The sequence below is a fragment of the Lysinimonas soli genome (genome assembly GCF_042655435.1).
GTDB classification, from domain to species: Bacteria; Actinomycetota; Actinomycetes; order Actinomycetales; family Microbacteriaceae; genus Lysinimonas; species Lysinimonas soli.
In genome coordinates this window covers 33,460-50,887 of the sequence record NZ_JBHSMG010000002.1, presented here as the reverse complement: position 1 = coordinate 50,887, position 17,428 = coordinate 33,460, and the positions used below count along the sequence as shown (strand labels likewise).

General features: G+C 72.2%; 12 protein-coding genes. 8 read left to right on the top strand and 4 right to left on the bottom strand.

The features are described 5' to 3' along the window. Both ACFPJ4_RS07775 and ACFPJ4_RS07770 read left to right on the top strand, forming a co-directional pair. On the top strand, positions 1-1,701 hold the full coding sequence (locus ACFPJ4_RS07775; RefSeq protein ID WP_386739836.1) for a sensor histidine kinase: 1,701 nt from the start codon (positions 1-3) through the stop codon (positions 1,699-1,701). Further along, a complete protein-coding gene (locus ACFPJ4_RS07770) occupies positions 1,698-2,330 on the top strand; it encodes a response regulator (RefSeq protein ID WP_386739835.1) in 633 nt (210 codons plus the stop codon). Before ACFPJ4_RS07775 ends, ACFPJ4_RS07770 begins: the two co-directional genes overlap by 4 nt. Here ACFPJ4_RS07770 and cydC read toward each other — a convergent pair. The 3 genes from cydC to ACFPJ4_RS07755 are packed head-to-tail and all read right to left on the bottom strand — an operon-like array spanning position 2,240 to position 8,280. Beyond that, positions 2,240-5,665: a thiol reductant ABC exporter subunit CydC gene (gene cydC, locus ACFPJ4_RS07765; protein WP_386739834.1), complete on the bottom strand. Its 3,426-nt coding sequence runs from the start codon at positions 5,663-5,665 to the stop codon at positions 2,240-2,242. The two genes, ACFPJ4_RS07770 and cydC, sit on opposite strands and share 91 nt — an antisense overlap. Beyond that, entirely contained in the window at positions 5,662-6,690 is a 1,029-nt protein-coding gene (gene cydB / locus ACFPJ4_RS07760) for a cytochrome d ubiquinol oxidase subunit II (RefSeq protein ID WP_386739833.1), read from the bottom strand. The genes cydC and cydB overlap by 4 nt, the downstream gene beginning before the upstream one ends. A gap of 21 nt (positions 6,691-6,711) precedes the next feature. Further along, on the bottom strand, positions 6,712-8,280 hold the full coding sequence (locus ACFPJ4_RS07755) for a cytochrome ubiquinol oxidase subunit I (RefSeq protein ID WP_386739832.1): 1,569 nt from the start codon (positions 8,278-8,280) through the stop codon (positions 6,712-6,714). Between the two features lie 193 nt (positions 8,281-8,473). Here ACFPJ4_RS07755 and ACFPJ4_RS07750 point away from each other — a divergent pair, with 193 nt between their 5' ends. The 5 genes from ACFPJ4_RS07750 to ACFPJ4_RS07730 all read left to right on the top strand — a co-directional run bounded on the left by ACFPJ4_RS07750 (position 8,474) and on the right by ACFPJ4_RS07730 (position 13,987). Further along, positions 8,474-8,836 (top strand): BlaI/MecI/CopY family transcriptional regulator, encoded by a 363-nt coding sequence (locus ACFPJ4_RS07750; RefSeq protein ID WP_386739831.1) that lies wholly within the window; start codon positions 8,474-8,476, stop codon positions 8,834-8,836. Between the two features lie 13 nt (positions 8,837-8,849). After that, positions 8,850-9,782 carry a M56 family metallopeptidase gene (locus ACFPJ4_RS07745; protein WP_386739830.1) on the top strand — a complete coding sequence of 311 codons (933 nt, stop codon included), beginning with the start codon at positions 8,850-8,852 and terminating at the stop codon, positions 9,780-9,782. 54 nt (positions 9,783-9,836) lie between these two features. Beyond that, positions 9,837-11,921 (top strand): phosphate acetyltransferase, encoded by a 2,085-nt coding sequence (gene pta / locus ACFPJ4_RS07740; protein ID WP_386739829.1) that lies wholly within the window; start codon positions 9,837-9,839, stop codon positions 11,919-11,921. Between the two features lie 5 nt (positions 11,922-11,926). Next, positions 11,927-13,054, top strand: a complete 1,128-nt coding sequence (locus tag ACFPJ4_RS07735; protein WP_386740613.1) for an acetate/propionate family kinase — start codon at positions 11,927-11,929, stop codon at positions 13,052-13,054. A 72-nt stretch (positions 13,055-13,126) separates the two neighbouring features. Next, positions 13,127-13,987, top strand: coding sequence for a universal stress protein (locus ACFPJ4_RS07730; protein ID WP_386739828.1), 861 nt, complete (start codon positions 13,127-13,129; stop codon positions 13,985-13,987). A 55-nt stretch (positions 13,988-14,042) separates the two neighbouring features. On the opposite strand, the gene ACFPJ4_RS07725 is transcribed toward ACFPJ4_RS07730, so the two are convergent. Next, complete coding sequence (locus tag ACFPJ4_RS07725) at positions 14,043-14,861, bottom strand: universal stress protein (protein ID WP_386739827.1); 819 nt, start codon at positions 14,859-14,861, stop codon at positions 14,043-14,045. Positions 14,862-15,010: 149 nt separating this feature from the next. Between ACFPJ4_RS07725 and ACFPJ4_RS07720 the strand changes: the two genes are divergently transcribed. Next, positions 15,011-17,425: a phosphoketolase family protein gene (locus ACFPJ4_RS07720; protein ID WP_386739826.1), complete on the top strand. Its 2,415-nt coding sequence runs from the start codon at positions 15,011-15,013 to the stop codon at positions 17,423-17,425. The last annotated feature ends 3 nt before the right edge of the window (positions 17,426-17,428 follow it).

The window sequence follows — 17,428 nt, the reverse complement described above, 5'->3', positions numbered from 1 at the left end:
ATGGCGACGTCGGATCCGATCGCGTTCCCCGATGCCGCGCGCTCGGAGTTCGAGACCACCATCGAGCAACTCGTCACGCAGGCGCAGCGGGTGCTGCAGACGCAGGGACGGCTGCGCGCGCTGCTGCGGGCGAACCGACTCGTCGTCGAGGAGCTCGAGCTCAAAGAAGTCCTGCGGCGGATCGTCGAGGCGGCGCTCGACCTCGTCGATGCCCGCTACGGGGCGCTCGGGGTCATCGGGCCGGACGGACGCCTCGAGCAGTTCATCCACGTGGGCATCTCGCCGGACGACGCCGAGGCGATCGGGCACCTGCCCCACGGCGACGGCCTGCTCGGCGCCGTGATCGACGAGGCGACGGCGATCCGGCTCGAGAACATCCACTCCGACCCCCGGTCGGTGGGATTCCCCGAGCACCATCCGCCGATGGAGGCCTTCCTCGGGGTGCCCATCCGCGTGCGCGACGAGGTCTACGGCAACCTCTATCTGACCAACCCGGTGTCGGGCTCGTTCAGCGCAGAAGACGAGGAGCTGGTCGGCGTGCTCGCGGCGACCGCGGGGATCGCGATCGAGAACGCCCGCCTGTTCGACTCGGCGCGGCGCCGCGAGCGCTGGAGCTCGGCGCTGGCCGACGTGAGCGCGGCCCTCCTCTCGGGCGACTCGGATGCGCTCGCCGTCGTCGTCGAACACGTGGCGGCCCTCATCGAAGCCGACCTCGTCCAGGTCGTCATCGAGGGCGAGGCACCCGGAACCGTCGAGGTCGCGGCCGCCCGCGGGGAGGGCTCGGACGCGCTCAAGGGGGCGAGCTACCCCGCCGAGGGCACGCTCGCCGGGCGCGTGCTCGCCTCCGGCGAAGCCGCTCTCTTCGACGAGGTGAAGTCGGTCGACGGAGTGGGAGTGGGAGAAGGGTTCGGCCCCACCTTCGTCGTCCCGCTCGAGGCCTTCGGGCACTCGATCGGCGTCCTCTCGGTGTCGCGGCTCCCCGACGCACCGCGGTTCTCGACGAGCGACCTGGCCATGGCGACCGAGTTCGGGGCCCAGGCGAGCGTCGCCCTCGAGCTGGCGCGTGGCCGGCTCGATCGCGAGCAGCTGGAACTGCTCGACGACCGCTCGCGGATCGCCCGCGACCTGCACGACCACGTCATCCAGCGCCTGTTCGGGGCGGGGCTGTCGCTGCAGAGCCTCGCCGCGCGCGCCTCGGGAGGCGTACGAGACGGGATCCTGGGGCAGGTCGACGCCATCGACGCGGCGATCTCCGAGATCCGCACCGTCATCTTCGCCCTGTCGACGCCGACGCGCGGAGCCGAGGATTCGGTGCGGCACCGGCTTCTCGATCTCGTCACCGAGGCCGGCGAGGTGCTGGATGCCACTCCGCGGATCTCGTTCTCGGGTCCGGTCGATCTGCTGATCCGCGACGTCCTCGCCGAAGACGTGACCGCCGTCGTGCGCGAGGCCCTGAGCAATGTCGCCCGGCACGCCCAGGCGTCCCAGGTGGAGGTCGACGTCTCGGTCGACGGCGCGGAGCTGCGCGTGCGCATCGACGACGACGGGGTGGGGTTCGAGCCGAACGGCAGGGCCAGCGGCACCCACAACCTCGCCGTGCGGGCCCGGCAGCTCGGGGGCGACTGCACGATCGCGACGCGGGCCGAGGGCGGCACGCGGGTACTCTGGCGGGTACCGGTCACCGAGAATGGAGTCGCATGATCCGAGTGTTCCTGGTCGACGATCACGAGATCGTGCGTCGCGGCATCGCGGAGCTGATCGACGCCGAGCGGGACCTCGAGGTGGTGGGCGAGTCGTCGACCGTTGCGCGCACGCTCGGCCGCATCCAGGCGACGGCGCCCGATGTCGTCGTGCTCGACGTGCGGCTTCCCGATGGCAACGGCATCGACCTCTGCCGCGAGGTGCGCTCGGCCAACCCCGAGGTGCGCTGCATCATCCTGACCGCGTACGACGACGACGAGGCCAGTCGCGCCGCCGTCTTAGCCGGGGCGAGCGGGTACGTGCTCAAGGACATCCGCGGGCAGAAGCTGATCGAGTCGATCCGCCGCATCGGCGCGGGCGAGACCCTGCTGCGGCAGGACGTCACGCGGCAGGTCGTGGCGGAACTGACCCAGGTGAACGCCCCCGCGGTCCCCGAGCTGTCGTTGCGCGAGCGTCAGGTGCTCGACCTGATCGCCGACGGCCTCACCAACCGGCAGATCGGCGAGCGGCTCGACCTGGCCGAGAAGACCGTGAAGAACTACGTGTCGGGGTTGCTCGCCAAGCTCGGCATGGAGCGCCGCACCCAGGCCGCCGTGTTCGGGGCCTCGGTCAAGCCGTCCAAGCCCTGAGCCGACCCGCCCAGGCGCACGACGCGGTCGCCGTCTCGACGGTCGTCCGCCCGGTGCGACACGAGCACCACGAGCCGGTCGCCGGTGGCCGAGCGGATGTCGTCCATCATCGCGCGCGCCGTCGGCCCGTCGAGGTGCGCGGTCGGCTCGTCGAGCAGCAGCACCTCGGCCTCGCCGAGCAGCGCGCGTGCCACCGCGAGTCGTTGCCGCTCGCCGCCTGACAGGGCGCGCCCGCCGCCGCCCACCCGCGCACCGAGACCGTCCGGCAGCTCGTCGAGCAGCGGGCCGAGACCGACCCGGCGCAGGACGTGGAGCATCTCAGCGTCGTCGATCGGGTCCGTGCGCGGTCGGGCGATCAGCAGGTTCCCGCGGATGCTCGAGTCGAACACGTGCGCCTCCTGCGGGCACCAGGCGATGCGGCGCCGCCAGGCCACGGGGTCCATGTCGGCCAGGTCGCCGCCGTCCAGCAGAATGCGGCCTTCGCTGACGTCGATCGCTCCCATGAGGGCCGTCAGCAGGGTGGTCTTGCCGGAGCCGGAGGGGCCCTCGATCACGAGCCAGTCCGGTCGCGTCGCGCGAGAGTTCAGGTGCGAGAACACCGGCGCGGGCTCGCCGGGCCAGACGATGCCGACGTCGTCGAAGCGGACGCTGCGGATGGCCGCAGGCACGGCGCCCGTCCCGGCGACTCGGCGCGGCGTCGACGAGAACAGCTCGTCGAGGGGAGCGATGACCCAGAGCAGCCCGGGCAGTCGCTGGGCGGCACTCGCGGCCCCCGCGATCGCCTCGAGGGCGGCCAGGGCGAGCAGCGCGACGACGGCGACCGTTTCGGCAGAGGCGTGCGCCAGGCCGTCGGTCAGCGCCGGCGCGGTCACGGCCAGCAGGCCGGTTCCCGCCGACGCGATCGCGAGGGCGAGCCCCGCGGTCCAGGCCGAGCGTCGTTCGGCCGCGGCGCGGCGCTGCCCGCTTCGCGCGATCCGGGCGGCGGCGCGGTCGGCGACACCGTTGGCGCGGAGCTCGTCGGCGCTGCGCACGAGGGCGGTGACGTCGCGGGTCAGGGCGGATCCTTCGTCGACCCGGTCCCGTTCGGCACGACGCCCGGCGAGCAGCGCCGCGCCCGCGGCGGCCAGCAGGGTGAGCAGCAGGATCGCGCCGACGACGGTCGCGGCGGGCGGCGCGATCAGGGCGACGGTGACCGTGATGCCGACGACCGTGAGAGCGCCGACGGAGAGGGGGGTGATGATCCGGGGCAGTGCGTCACGCAGCTCGGCGGTGGCCGTCACGAGCAGGTCGAGGGCGGTGCCACCGTCTTGGAGGCGCCGGGATCCGGCGGCCCGGGCCGCGATCGCCGCCCACAGACGCAGCCGGAGCGCGTCGATCGAGTTCAGCACGGCGTCGTGGCTGACCAGCCGCTCGGCATAGCGCGCCACGGCGCGTCCGATGCCGAAGAACCGCACGCCGACGATCGCGACGAGCAGGTACATGATCTCGGGCTGCTCCGAGGCGCGCACGATGAGCCAGCCGGACACGGCGGTGAGGGCGAGGGCCATGCCGGCGGCGAGGGTTCCGAGGGCGGTCGCCCCGATCCACCGGCCGGCTCCGGGGCGCAGCAGCTCGAGGAGCCGGCGCGCGGCGCGGCGTTCCGAATGCGGCGGCGTCGGGCGGGCGTGGTCGTGGATGTCCTCTTCGCGGGGGGCGGATCCGGGCTCCCCGAGCGTGTGCGAGTCAGCCGCGATGGCGGCGAGAGGGGCAGCCGCGCGCGCGTCGGCCGGAGCTGACTCCGGGCGGCTCCGGCCGACCGGAAGCAGGTGGTCGGCGAGGGCGAGGGTCGCGGGCTCGTGGCTGGCCAGCAGAACGACGACGGCCTTGCGGCGGCGGCGGACGGCGGCGCGAACGAGTTCGGCGCTGCCCTCGTCGAGGTGTGCGGTCGGTTCGTCGAGCAGCAGCACGCGGGCTCCGGCGTCCACCCGGGCGAGGGCGCGGGCGACGGCCAGGCGTCGCGCCTCCCCAGGACTCAACTGGGCCGGCGAGGCGTCGGCGAGGCCCGAGATGCCCAGCTCGGCGAGCAGACGCTCGACGTCGTCCCGGCCGGCGTAGAGAGCCAGCTCTGCACGGACCGAGTCGGCGACGAAGCTGGGCGCCTGCGGCGCGTAGCCGATCAGGCCGGGGGCGATCCCGACGATCGTGCCGTGCAGTTCGGTGCCGGGCGGCAGGACGCCGGCCAGGGCGGCGAGAAGCGTGGACTTGCCCGCGCCGCTGGCTCCCGTGACCGCGACGATCTCTCCCGGGAGCAGGTGCGCGTCGACCGGGGCGAGCGCGGGCGTCGCGCGATCCGGGTACCGCACGTCGACGCCGTCGATCGTCACGGTGCCGTCGATGCTCCGGGTGTCGTGGCGGGGGACGCGGGCACCGGTCAGCCGGGTGCGGATCCGGCCGAGGGCACCCAGCCCGTCCTGCGCCGAATGGTACGCGCCGCCGACCTCTCGCAGAGCGCCGAAGCACTCGGGGGCAAGCAGGAGCACGGCGATCGCGACCGCGAGCGGCACCCCGCCCGACAGCAGGCGGATGCCGAGCGTCACTGCGACGACCGCGACCGACAGCGTGGCGATGAGCTCGAGTGCGAGGGCCGAGAGCAGGGCGACCCGCAGGGTGCGCCGGACCCGCACCCGGTACTCGCGCTGCACGGCGTCCAGGGCGGCGGACTGCTCGTCGACGCGCCCGAGTCCGACGAGCACCGGGAGGCCGCGGGCGAGCTCGACCAGGTGGTCGGCGAGGCGGGCGAGGGCGCCGGCCGCGGCATCCGCCTTCTGCCGGGTGTGCAGGCCGATCAGGACCATGAAGACCGGGATGAGCGGCAGGGTCACGCCGACGATGACCGCGCTCAACCAGTCGAGCGAGAGGATCCGCAAGCCCAGCACGAGGGGGATGACGACGGCTGAGACGGCGGCCGGCAGCACCGTCGCGTAGTAGGCGTCGAGGTCGTCGAGCCCGCGGGTGGCCAGGACCGCCGTGTCGCCGTCGCCCCCGTCGTCGTCGCCCTCGAGCACCCGGGCGGTCAGCAGTCCGCGCCACTGCAGCTTGGCCGCGGCCGAAGCCCGGGCCGACACCACGGCCGTCGTCCACGCGCCCGCCGCGCGCAGCAGCACCCCGACGACGCCGAGCAGAAGGGACGGGAGCAGATCGGTGCCGCCGGAGGCGACGACCCCGATCCCGTCGGCGATCGACCCGGCGATGAGCACGAGGCCCACCGCCTTGACTCCCGCGAGCAGAGTCAGCGCCGCCAGATTCTGCGCCCCGCGCGGACCCAGTCCCGCTTCGGTGAACGGACCGCGCCTCACGAGCGCACGGCGGCGACGACGTCGTGCTGCTCGGGCACGTGGTGCGGGGCGATCCGGCGGCGGAACACCCAGTAGCTCCAGGCCTGGTAGGCGAGCACGACGGGGAGCGCGCAGGCGGTCACGATCGACATGACGCCCAGCGTGTAGTCGCCGCTCGCGGCGTTGCTGACCGTGAGGTCGTAGGCGTGATTGATCGTCGACGGCAGCACGACCGGGAAGACCGCTTCGAAGATCGAGCCCGCGCCGAACACCAGGAAGGCCCCGAAGCCCAGGAAGGCCCAGCCCTCGCGCCGTCCGCGCGCGGCGATCCAGCCGAAGACGACCGCGATGACCGCGAGCACGACGAGCACCCACGACGCCAGGTCACCCGATTGGAACTGCACGAGCAGCACCCAGCCGACGATCGGCAGCAGGGCGATCGGGGCGAAGCGCACGGTGTCGCGGCCGGCGCGCTCGCGCACCGGACCGTCCGTCTTGAGCGCCAGGAAGTTGGCCCCGTGCACGAGGCAGAAGCCCACGACCGCGAGGCCGCCGAGCACGGCGACCGGCGTGATCCAGATGAACGGTCCTCCCACCCGGTCGCCGTTCGCGTCGATCGGCAGGCCGGTCGTGGTGAGCGCGAGGCCCGCGCCGAGCCCGAAGGCCGAGAGGAACGAGCCGAGGCCGATCGCCCAGTCCCAGGCGCGCGTCCACCGAACGGTCTTGCCCTTGCCGCGGTACTCGATCGCGACGGCCCGGAAGATCAGGCCGAGCAGCACGAGCACGAGCGGCAGGTAGAGGGTCGAGAACAACGAGGCGTACCAGAGCGGGAAGGCGGCGAAGGTCGCGGCGCCGGCGGTCAGCAGCCACACTTCGTTGCCGTCCCAGACCGGGCCGATGCTGTTGAGCATGACGCGGCGGTCGTTCTCGCTGCGGGCGCGCACCAGCATGTGCATGCCGACGCCGAGGTCGAAGCCCTCGAGCAGGAGATAGCCGATCCAGAGGATCGCGATCGCGATGAACCAGACGATTTGCAGGGTAGTCATGATGATCTCTCCGGTCGGATCTCAGTAGGCGAACGCGAGCACGTCGTCGCGGGTTCCGGGCTCGTCAGGCTTCTCGGGAGCACCGAGCTCGGGCATCGCACCCGCCACTCCGGCGCGCACGTAGCGCACGAGCAACCCGACCTCGACGACGAGCAGGGCACCGTAGACCAGCCCGAGGCTGATCAGCGAGAACAGCAACTCGCCGCTCGTGACCCCCGGTGAGACGGCGGCCGCGGTGAACATGTACACCCCGTCGATACCTCCGGGCGTGGGGTTGGGGGCGACCACGAAGGGCTGACGCCCCAGCTCGGTGAACACCCAGCCGGCCGCGCTCGCCGCGAAGGGCGACAGGATGCCGAGGAGCGCCAGCCGCGCCAGCCACTTCGACCGCGGAACCGTGCCCTTGCGGGTCAGCCAGAGCGCGACGAGGGCCGCGAAGGCCGCGAGGGCGCCGAACAGGATCATGAGGCGGAACGACCAGTAGGTGACGGCCATGATCGGCACGTACTGGATGGTCTTGCCGGCCTGGGACCCGTAGATCGGGTCGTTCGGGATCGTCGTGCCGTACTTCTCCTGATACTGCGGCAGCAGGTCGTCGACGCCGGTGACGGTCGTGGTGAAGTCGCCCTTGGCGAGGAACGAGAGCAGCCCGGGGATCTCGATGACGCCCACAACGTCTTTGCAGCTCTTCGCCCCGACGTCGCCGATCGACAGCACCGAGAAGCTCGTGCCGGTCTGGCAGGCGGCCTCGGCGGCGGCCATCTTCATGGGCTGCTGCTGGAACATCAGCTTGCCCTGCAGGTCGCCGGTGATGGCGACCCCGACGAAGCCGATGACCGCGACCACCGCGCCGATCCGCAGCGAGGTGAGCCAGACCTTGTGGTCGGTCTTGTCGCGTCCGCGCAGTTCCGGGGCCTCACCGACGACGACCCGGCCCGAGGCGTCGACCGTGTCGATGCCGTCGTGACGCCGGCGCCACAGGTGGTACCAGGCGATTCCGAGCAGGAACGCGCCGCCGACCGCGAGCGAGCCGGTGAGGGTGTGGCTGTAGGCCGCGAGGGCGGTGTTGTTGGTCAGCACGGCCCAGATGTCGACGAGGCGCGGGCGGCCGTGGACCAGCTGGACGCCGACCGGATGCTGCATCCACGAGTTCGCGACGATGATGAAGAAGGCCGAGAGCCACGATCCGATGACCGCGAGCCACAGGGTCGCGAGGTGCACCCTCTTGGGGAGGCGGCCCCAGCCGAAGATCCACAGCCCGAGGAAGGTCGACTCGACGAAGAAGGCGAGCAGGCCCTCCATGGCCAGCGGAGCGCCGAAGACGTCGCCGACGAAGCGCGAGTAGGAGCTCCAGGCCATGCCGAACTGGAACTCCTGCACGATGCCGGTCGCGACCCCGAGGATGAAGTTGACCAGGAAGAGCTTGCCCCAGAACTTGGTCATGCGCAGATAGCGCTCGTTGCCGGTGCGCACGTACATCGTGTGGAACACGACGACGACGGGACCGAGTCCCAGGGTCAGCGGAACCAGCAGGAAGTGGTAAACGGTCGTGATGCCGAACTGCCACCGTGCGATATCGAGGGGGTCCACTGCGGGCGTCCTAACTCTTGTGCGAATGCATCGAACTTGTCGAGCAGTTGCCAGGTTTCCGGGTGCGGGGCGTGGGGCACAGGGTCCAAGGTCCCGCCGCGGGCTTCGCGACTTCTACTTAGTGTAGAAGTGCTTCTACGTCTCGTACAAGAACTTCGACGAGGCGTAGAATCGGATCGCGGAAGGAGCGGCGATGGCGGGACTCGGGCATCTCGAACGTGCGGTCATGGAGTTGCTCTGGGCCGAGACCCGGCCGCAGACCGCGTACGAGCTGCGCGACCGGCTCGCCGCCGCATCCGGAGACCGGGAGCTCGCCGCGACCACCGTGCTGACCGTGCTGTCGCGCCTCGAGAAGAAGGCCTTCGTGCGGGCGGATCGGGGATCTCGGCCGCACCGCTACACGGCCGTCGCCAGCCGGGCCGATCACATCGCCGAACTCATGCACGAGGCCCTGGGCGACGCCGGCGATCGCCGCGCCGTGCTCGAGCGCTTCGTCGGAGGGGTCAGCTCGAGCGACGCCGCGGTGCTGCGCCAGCTGCTGGACGGCCCGAGATGATCGACGGCGCCCGATGATCGCGACGGCGGGGGTGCTCGCCCTCCTCGCCCTGGCGCTCGCCGGGCCCGTGCCGATCCTGCTCGCCCGGGCCGGCTGGACACGGCGCTCGCCGGCCAGCGCGCTGTTGCTCTGGCAGTCCGTCGCCGTCGCCGGCGGGCTGTCGATGATCGGGGCGCCGCTCGCTCTCGGGCTCGCGCCCTTCGGCACCGACTTCGGCAGTGCGAGCCGGGGCGCGGTCGCGGCTCTGGCCCGCGAGGGGGTCGGCGCGCTGTCGGCGTGGTCGTGGGCCGGGATCGTCACGGCCGGTGCCCTGGCGGCGTACCTGCTGGCGCATCTGGCCCTGACCGTCGTGCAGGTGCAGCGCCATCGCCGGCGTCACCTGGCCCTGCTCGAGCTGCTCAGCGGTCCCGCCCCGCAGGCCGGAGCTCGACTGCTCGAGGACGCCGCCCCCGTCGCCTACTGCCTGCCGCGCGCGCGTCGCCCGCTGACCGTGGTGTCACGCGGACTGCTCGAGCTGCTCGACGAGCGCGAGCTCGATGCGGAGATCGCGCACGAGCGCGCCCACGCCGAGCAGCGGCACGACGTGCTGCTCGTGGCATTCCGCGCCTGGCGATCGGCGCTGCCCGGATTCCCGTCGGCGGCCCTCGCCGAGCGGCAGGTCGCGCAACTCGTCGAGATGCTCGCCGACGACCGCGCCCGCCGGGCGACCGACGAACGGGTGCTGGCGCGGGCGATCGTGCTGGCGGCGCCGCACCCGGGCGCCCGGCTCGCCGGCCCGGTCACCGGCACCCTCGCCGGCTCGGCCGCCGACGGCGCGCGGGTCGGCCGGCTGCTCGACGGCACGCTGCCCCTGCCGATCCCGATGCGGTTCGGGGCGGTGGCGCTCGCGGTGGCGCTCGTCGGCGTCCCGACCCTGTGGCTCCTACTCGACGCGGTGCTGCTGTGAACCCGACGGACCTTCGGCCCCCGCTCACCCGGCCGATCCGCGTAGCGTGATCGCGTGGCATCGACGATCTATGTGACCTCCGCCGAGGGCGGATCCGGCAAGTCGACCATCGCCGTCGGGATGCTCGAAGCGCTCAAGGGGACCGTCGAGCGCGTCGGCGTCTTCCGGCCGGTCGCGCGCTCGCAGCACGAGCCCGACTACGTGCTCGAGCTGTTGATCGAGCACTCGACCGCGGGGCTCCCTGCCGGGGACTGCACCGGCACCGACTACGCCGAGCTGCACACCGCCCCCGATGCCGCCTTCGCCCGCATCGTCGACCGCTTCGGTCAGATGGAGCGCAGCTGCGACGCCGTGCTGATCCTCGGCTCCGACTACACCGACGTCGGGTCGCCGACCGAGTTCGCGACCAACGCCCGCATCGCCGCCGACCTCGCGGCGCCCGTGCTGCTCGTTCTCAGCGGCAGGACCCCGGCCGGCGACGCCCCGCGCGACGCCGCAGAGGTCTCGGCCGTTGCGCGCCTTGCGATCGCCGAACTGCACGCCGAGCATGCGGATGCCGTCGCCATCGTCGTGAACCGCGTCGATTCCTCCGCCTCGGCCGCGATCGTCGAGGCGGTGCGTCGCGACACGGGGCTTCCCACCTGGGCGATCCCCGAGGACGCCGACCTCACGGCGCCCCTGCTCCGCTCGGTGCTGGCGTCGGTCGGGGCCGAGCTGCTGTTCGGCGACCCCGCCCTGCTCGACCGACCGGTGCGCGGGACCGTCGTGGCGGCCATGACCCTCGAGAACGTGCTTCCCAGACTGCTCGAGGGCAGCGTCGTCGTGGTGCCGGGCGACCGCAGCGACGTGCTGGTCGGCACGGTGGTCGCGCACCTCTCGCAGACCTTCCCCGCTCTGGCGGGCGTCGTGCTGAACGGCGGATTCCCGGTCGCGCCCGCGATCACGCGCGTTCTCGAGGGGCTGGGGGCCACGCTGCCGATCGCGCGCTGCGAGACGGGGACCTTCGACACGGCGGTGCGGATCATGGCCACGCGCAGCAGGCTGGCCGCCGACTCGCCGCAGAAGTACGCGACCGCCCTCGGCCTGTTCGAGCGCAGCGTCGATGCGGGCGAGCTGATCCGCCTGCTGCAGCTCAACCCCAGCACCGTCATGACGCCCGTGCGGTTCGAGCACGTGCTCGTCGAGCGCGCCCGGGCCCAGCCGAAACGGATCGTGCTGCCGGAGAGCGAGGACGACCGCATCCTGCAGGCGGCCGGCGCCGTACTGCAGCGAGGGATCGCCGAACTGACGATCCTCGGCGAGGAGCACGTGGTGCGGGCGCGCGCATCGGAACTGGGGCTCGACCTGGCGCGGGCGCAGGTGATCTCGCCGCGCGATCCCGTGCTGCACGAGCGCTTCGCCGACGAGTACTTCCGTCTACGCGAGCACAAGGGCATGACGCGCGAGGTCGCGGCCGAGCGCGTCGCGGATGTCGCGTACTTCGGCACGATGCTCGTGCACGACGGCCTGGCCGACGGCATGGTGTCGGGAGCCGCGCACACCACGGCGCACACGATCCGGCCGGCGTTCGAGATCGTCAAGACCGCGCCCGGCTTCTCGGTGGTGTCGAGCGTGTTCCTGATGGCCCTGTCCGATCGCGTGCTCGTCTATGGCGACTGCGCCGTCATCCCCGACCCGACGAGCGAGCAGCTCGCCGACATCGCGATCGCCTCGGCGGCGACGGCGCGGCAGTTCGGCATCGAGCCGCGCGTCGCCATGCTGAGCTACTCGACGGGCGAGTCGGGCACCGGGTCGGACGTCGACAAGGTACGCGCCGCGACCGAGCTGGTGCGCTCGCGCGCCCCCGAGCTGCCGATCGCCGGCCCGATCCAGTACGACGCGGCCGCCGACCCCGCCGTGGGCGCCTCGAAGATGCCGGGTTCGGAGGTCGCCGGCCACGCGACGGTCTTCGTCTTCCCCGATCTCAACACGGGCAACAACACCTACAAGGCCGTGCAGCGCAGTGCCGGGGCCGTCGCGATCGGCCCGGTGCTGCAGGGTCTCGCCAAACCCATCAACGACCTGTCGCGCGGGGCGCTGGTGCGCGACATCGTCAACACGATTGCGATCACGGCGATTCAGGCGCAGGCGAACTCGTGAGCGACATCCGCTCGGTGTTCGTGTTGAACACCGGCTCGTCGTCGGTCAAGTACCGGGTCGTCGACGTCGAGACGGCCGAGGTCGCCGCCACGGGCGTGATCGACCGGATCGGCGAACCCGGATCCGAGGCGCGTGACCACCGCAGCGCCATCGCGCAGATCCTGAACCGGTTCGCCGGGCTGCGCATCGACGCCGTCGGCCATCGGATCGTGCACGGCGGCGAGCGATTCGTGACCGCGACCGTCATCGACGACGAGGTCGAGCGCGGCATCGAGGCCCTCGCGCCGCTGGCCCCGCTGCACAACCCGCCGGGGTTGCTCGGCATCCGCGCGGCTCGTGCCGCCCTCCCGGAACTTGCGCAGGTCGCCGTGTTCGACACCGCGTTCCACGCCGCACTGCCCGAAGCGGCCCGCCGCTACGCGATCGACACGGAGCTCGCCGACCGGCACGGCATCCGCCGCTACGGCTTCCACGGCACCTCGTACCGCATCGTCTCGGAGCGCGCCGCGGCCTTCCTGGATCGGCCCCTCGGCGAGCTCAGGATGATCGTGCTGCACCTCGGCAACGGGGCGTCGGCGGCCGCGATCGCCGGCGGTCGCTCGATCGACACCTCGATGGGGATGACGCCCCTCGAGGGTCTCGTGATGGGCACCCGATCGGGCGACATCGATCCGGCCGTGCTGCTCTACCTGCAGCGCAACGCCGGACTCGACACCGACCAGCTCGACGTGCTGCTCAACCGGCACAGCGGCATCCTGGGGCTCTCGGGTCACATCGACATGCGCGGCCTGACCGACGCGATCGACGCGGGTGAGGAGTCGGCGCGGCGAGCCCTCGACATCTACCTGCACCGCCTGCGCCACTACATCGGCGCCTACGCGGCGGTGCTCGGCGGTCTCGACGCGCTGGTCTTCACGGCGGGTGTCGGCGAGAACAGCCGCGAGGTGCGCAGCGGGGCGGTCGAGGGCCTCGAGTTCCTGGGGCTGCGCATCGACGAGACGGCGAACGCCGAGCGGAGCGGGGTCGCCCGCCGCATCTCGGCGAGCGACGCGCCGGTCGCGATCCTGGTGGTGCCCACCGACGAGGAGTTGCAGATCGCGCGCGAGACGGCGGCGGTGCTCGCGGCCCGATAGGACCTTCGGCACTCAACGTGCGGGGCGCGTCGCGCGAGGCTGAAAGCATCCCGCCGCACAAGGAGCAGCCGCATGTCGATCCAGACCGTGACCGAACCGACCCAGCTCGACGGCTCGGGCACCGAGCGCATCCTGATCGCGAGCGACGGCGGCGCGGCGGGCCTTGCCGCGCTGCGGTGGGCGATCGCGCACGCCGGAGCGCGCGCCGTCGACATCGAGTTGGTGCACGTCGTGTCGCCGCGCAGCTCGTCGGAGGAACAGGAGGCGGCGCGCGAGGCCTTGCACCGGGCCGAGGCCGTCCTGCGTCTCGTGCTGCCGGCGGCCGAGGTGACCGTGGCGACGCAGTCCGGCGACCCCGCCGAGGTGCTCGCGCGGGCCTCGGCGTTCAACGACGTGCTCGTGATCGGAACCCACCATGGACACCGGGGCAGCAGGCTGTTCCGCGGGCTCCCGCAGCGCTTGGCGGCGATCGCGCACTGCACCGTCGTCGTCGTGCCCTCGGAGTGGATCGCGGCGCCCGGGCCGGTCGTGCTCGGCGTCGCCGCCGACCCGGTCGCGGGGGCGGCCCTCGGCTTCGCCCAGCGGGAGGCGGAGCGCACCGGCCGACCGCTGACGCTCGCCCACGCCTGGGATCTCCCCGGCGTCGGCGCCGTGCCGGCGGACGAGGATCCCGAGGTCGAATCGATCCCCGACCGGCAGCGGCGTGCACTCGATCGGCTCGACGCCCTCGTGCGCCGTCGTGCGCCCGGGCTTCAGATCGGCACCGAGCTGCGCGTGGGCGCGGCCGTGCCGACTCTGCTGGCGGCGGCGCGGAACGCCTCGCTGCTCGTGGTCGGGCGCCCCGCGCGCTCCTCGGTCTCGCGGGCCCTGCTCGGGTCGGTCGGCCGCGGAGTGCTCGCGGCCCCGCCCTGCCCGGTGGCCGTCATCCCCTGAGCCGCGTCGGCCCCTCAGGCGAGGACGCTCCCTCAGTCGAGGAGGTTCCTGTTCCTCAGGCGACGACGTTCACATCGGCCGAGGCGCGCGCCACCACGACGGGTGCGTTGACGTTGAGCAGTACGTCGTGCAGCACCGAGCCGATCGGCGAGCGCTCCGGCTTGTTCGAGCCCGGCCCGAGCACGAGCAGGGCCTTGTCGCGGGCCGAGTCCAGAAGCGCCTCGGCGGGCGGACGGGTCGAGATGCGCGAGCGGATGACGAGGCCCGGCTGCGCGTCGCGTGCCGCGACCATCGCGACCGCGAGCGGCGCCCGGTCCTGCACGGGAGCCCCCGCGGGAACGGCTTGAACCAGCGTCAGCTCGTCGCCGCGCGCGGCCGCCTCGGCCGCGGCGGTGCGGGCGACGGCATCCGCGGTCTCGGCGCGGTCGATGCCGGCGACGACCCCGCTGCGGAACCGCAGGTCGGTCTCGGGCACGACCGCCACGTTGCAGCGGGCGACCGCGGCGATCTGCACGCTCCGCGAGCCGAGCACCCGGCCATGCAGGAACCCGGTCTTGTGCGTTCCCACCACCAGCAGGTCGTGCGGGGCGACCGTGCGGGCCAGCTCCCAGGGCACGCTGCCCTCGAGGGCGAGACCCTCGACATCGAGATCGGGGTCCGAGTGCCGCAGCGCGTCGATCCGACGGGACAGCAGCGCCGCGCCTTCGCGCATGTCGGCGTCTTCGAAAGCGCGACCCATGGCGCCCGAGTCGCCTTCGGCGACGTGGACGAGCACGATGGGACCGGGCTCGTGCCGGACGCGCCGGATCACCCAGGCCAGGGCGGCCTCGCTCGGGCTCGAGCCATCGAAGCCGATGATGTAACGGACGGACATGGTGCACTCCCCTGCTGCTCGAATCCAGGCTGAGGGAACCGGCCCGATCGAGGCAGAGTCGAAGGTCCCGCTGGAGGCGGAGGACCTTCGACCCGCGCCGGTCGGGCCGGATGCGGGCAGGATGATTCGGAGGACCCCGAAGGAGACCCATGACGCCCACTGCGCCCCCGGCGACCACCTGGCCGCTCGGCCGCACCGAGACGCTCGGCGCCGACGAGATCGACCGCATCGACGCCTGGTGGCGGGCGGCGAACTACCTCAGCATCGGCCAGATCTACCTGCTCGACAACCCGCTTCTGCGCGAGCCGCTGCGGGTCGAGCACGTCAAGCAGCGGTTGCTCGGCCACTGGGGCACGACGCCGGGTCTCAACTTCCTTTACGCGCACCTGAATCGCACCATCCGCGAGCGTGACCTCGACACCCTGTTCATCACCGGGCCGGGGCACGGCGGCCCGGGGATGGTCGCCAACGGCTTCCTCGACGGGACGTACTCCGAGATCTACTCCGAGATCGACCAGAGCGACGACGGCATCCGGCGCATGTTCCGTCGGTTCTCGTTCCCGGGCGGCATCCCGAGCCACGCCTCGCCCGATACCCCCGGGTCGATCCACGAAGGCGGGGAGCTCGGCTACTCCCTCAGTCACGCCTACGGGGCCGCCTTCGACAATCCCGGCCTGTTGGTGGCCTGCGTGATCGGGGACGGCGAGGCCGAGACCGGCCCGCTGGCGACCAGCTGGCACTCGAACAAGTTCGTCAATCCGGTGCAGGACGGAGTGGTGCTGCCCATCCTGCATCTCAACGGCTACAAGATCGCGAACCCGACGGTGCTCGCGCGCATCCCCGAGCACGAGCTGCTCGAGCTGATGCGCGGGTACGGGCACGAGCCGTACCTCGTCTCGGGCGGCTTCGACGGCGAGGACCCGCGCGAGGTGCACGAGCGATTCGCCGCCGTGCTCGACGTCGTGCTCGACCGCATCGCGACGATCAAGGCGGATGCCGCGGCGGGAACCCTGAGCGAGCGGCCGCGCTGGCCCATGATCATCCTGCGCACGCCGAAGGGCTGGACCTGCCCGAAGATCATCGACGGCCTCGAGGTCGAGGGCACCTTCCGCGCTCACCAGGTGCCGCTCGCGAACGCGCGCGACACCCCGGAGCATCTGCGCATCCTCGAGGACTGGATGCGCTCCTACCGTCCCGACGAGCTGTTCGATGCGTCGGGAGCGCCGCGGGCCGAGATCCGGGCCCTCGCCCCCGAGGGCGACCGCCGGATGAGCGCCAACCCGGTCGCGAACGGCGGCCTGCTGCGCACCCCGCTGCGGCTGCCCGACTTCCGCGACTACGCGGTCGAGGTCCCGGCGCCGGGAGCCGTCGACGGCCAGGCCACGGCGGTGCTCGGCCACTGGCTGGCCGACGTCATCCGGATGAACCCGCACAACTTCCGCATCTTCGGTCCGGACGAGACCGCCTCGAACCGACTCGCCCCCGCCGTCTACGCGGCGACCGCCAAGCAGTGGAACGGCGAGTACCACGACAACGACGTCGACCTCGCGCGCGCGGGCCGCGTGATGGAGATGCTCAGCGAGCATCAGTGCGAGGGCTGGCTCGAGGGCTACCTGCTGACCGGCCGTCACGGCCTGTTCGACTGCTACGAGGCCTTCCTGCACATCGTCGACTCGATGTTCAACCAGCACGCCAAGTGGCTCGAAGCCGCCAAGGGCATCCCGTGGCGGGCACCCGTCGCGAGCCTCAACTACCTGCTGTCGAGCCACGTCTGGCGGCAGGATCACAACGGCTTCAGCCATCAGGACCCCGGCTTTCTCGACGTCGCGGTCAACAAGAGCGCCGAGGTCGTACGGGTCTACCTGCCCTTCGACGCCAACACGCTGCTCAGCACCTACGACCACTGTCTGCGCTCGGTCGACTACGTCAACGTCGTCGTCGCGGGCAAGCAGCCGGCGCCGCAGTGGCTGACCATGGAGGAAGCGGTCGAGCACTGCACGCGCGGGCTCGGCATCCTGCCGTGGGCGGGCACCGAACGCGATGGCGAGGAGCCGGATGTCGTGCTCGCCGCCGCCGGCGACGTGCCGACCCTCGAGGTGCTCGCCGCGGCCTCGATCCTGCGGGAGCGGATGCCCGAGCTCGCCGTGCGCGTCGTCAACGTCGTCGATCTCATGCGGCTGCAATCGGCGGGGGAGCATCCGCACGGACTGCCGGACGCCGACTTCGACGCGATCTTCACGACCGACAAGCCGGTGATCTTCGCGTACCACGGCTACCCCTGGATGATCCACCGGCTCACCTACCGGCGGCACGGGCACCACAACATCCACGCTCGCGGTTTCAAGGAGCGCGGCACGACGACGACCCCGTTCGACATGGTCATGCTGAACGATCTCGACCGCTACCGCCTGGTGATGGATGTGATCGACCGCGTTCCCGGGTTGGCGGCCAAGCACGCCGGGCTCCGACAGGAGCTGGAGGACGCGCGGCTGCGAGCCCGCGACTACACCCGGGAGGTCGGCGACGACCTGCCCGAGGTGCGCGACTGGCGCTGGCCGGACTGATCC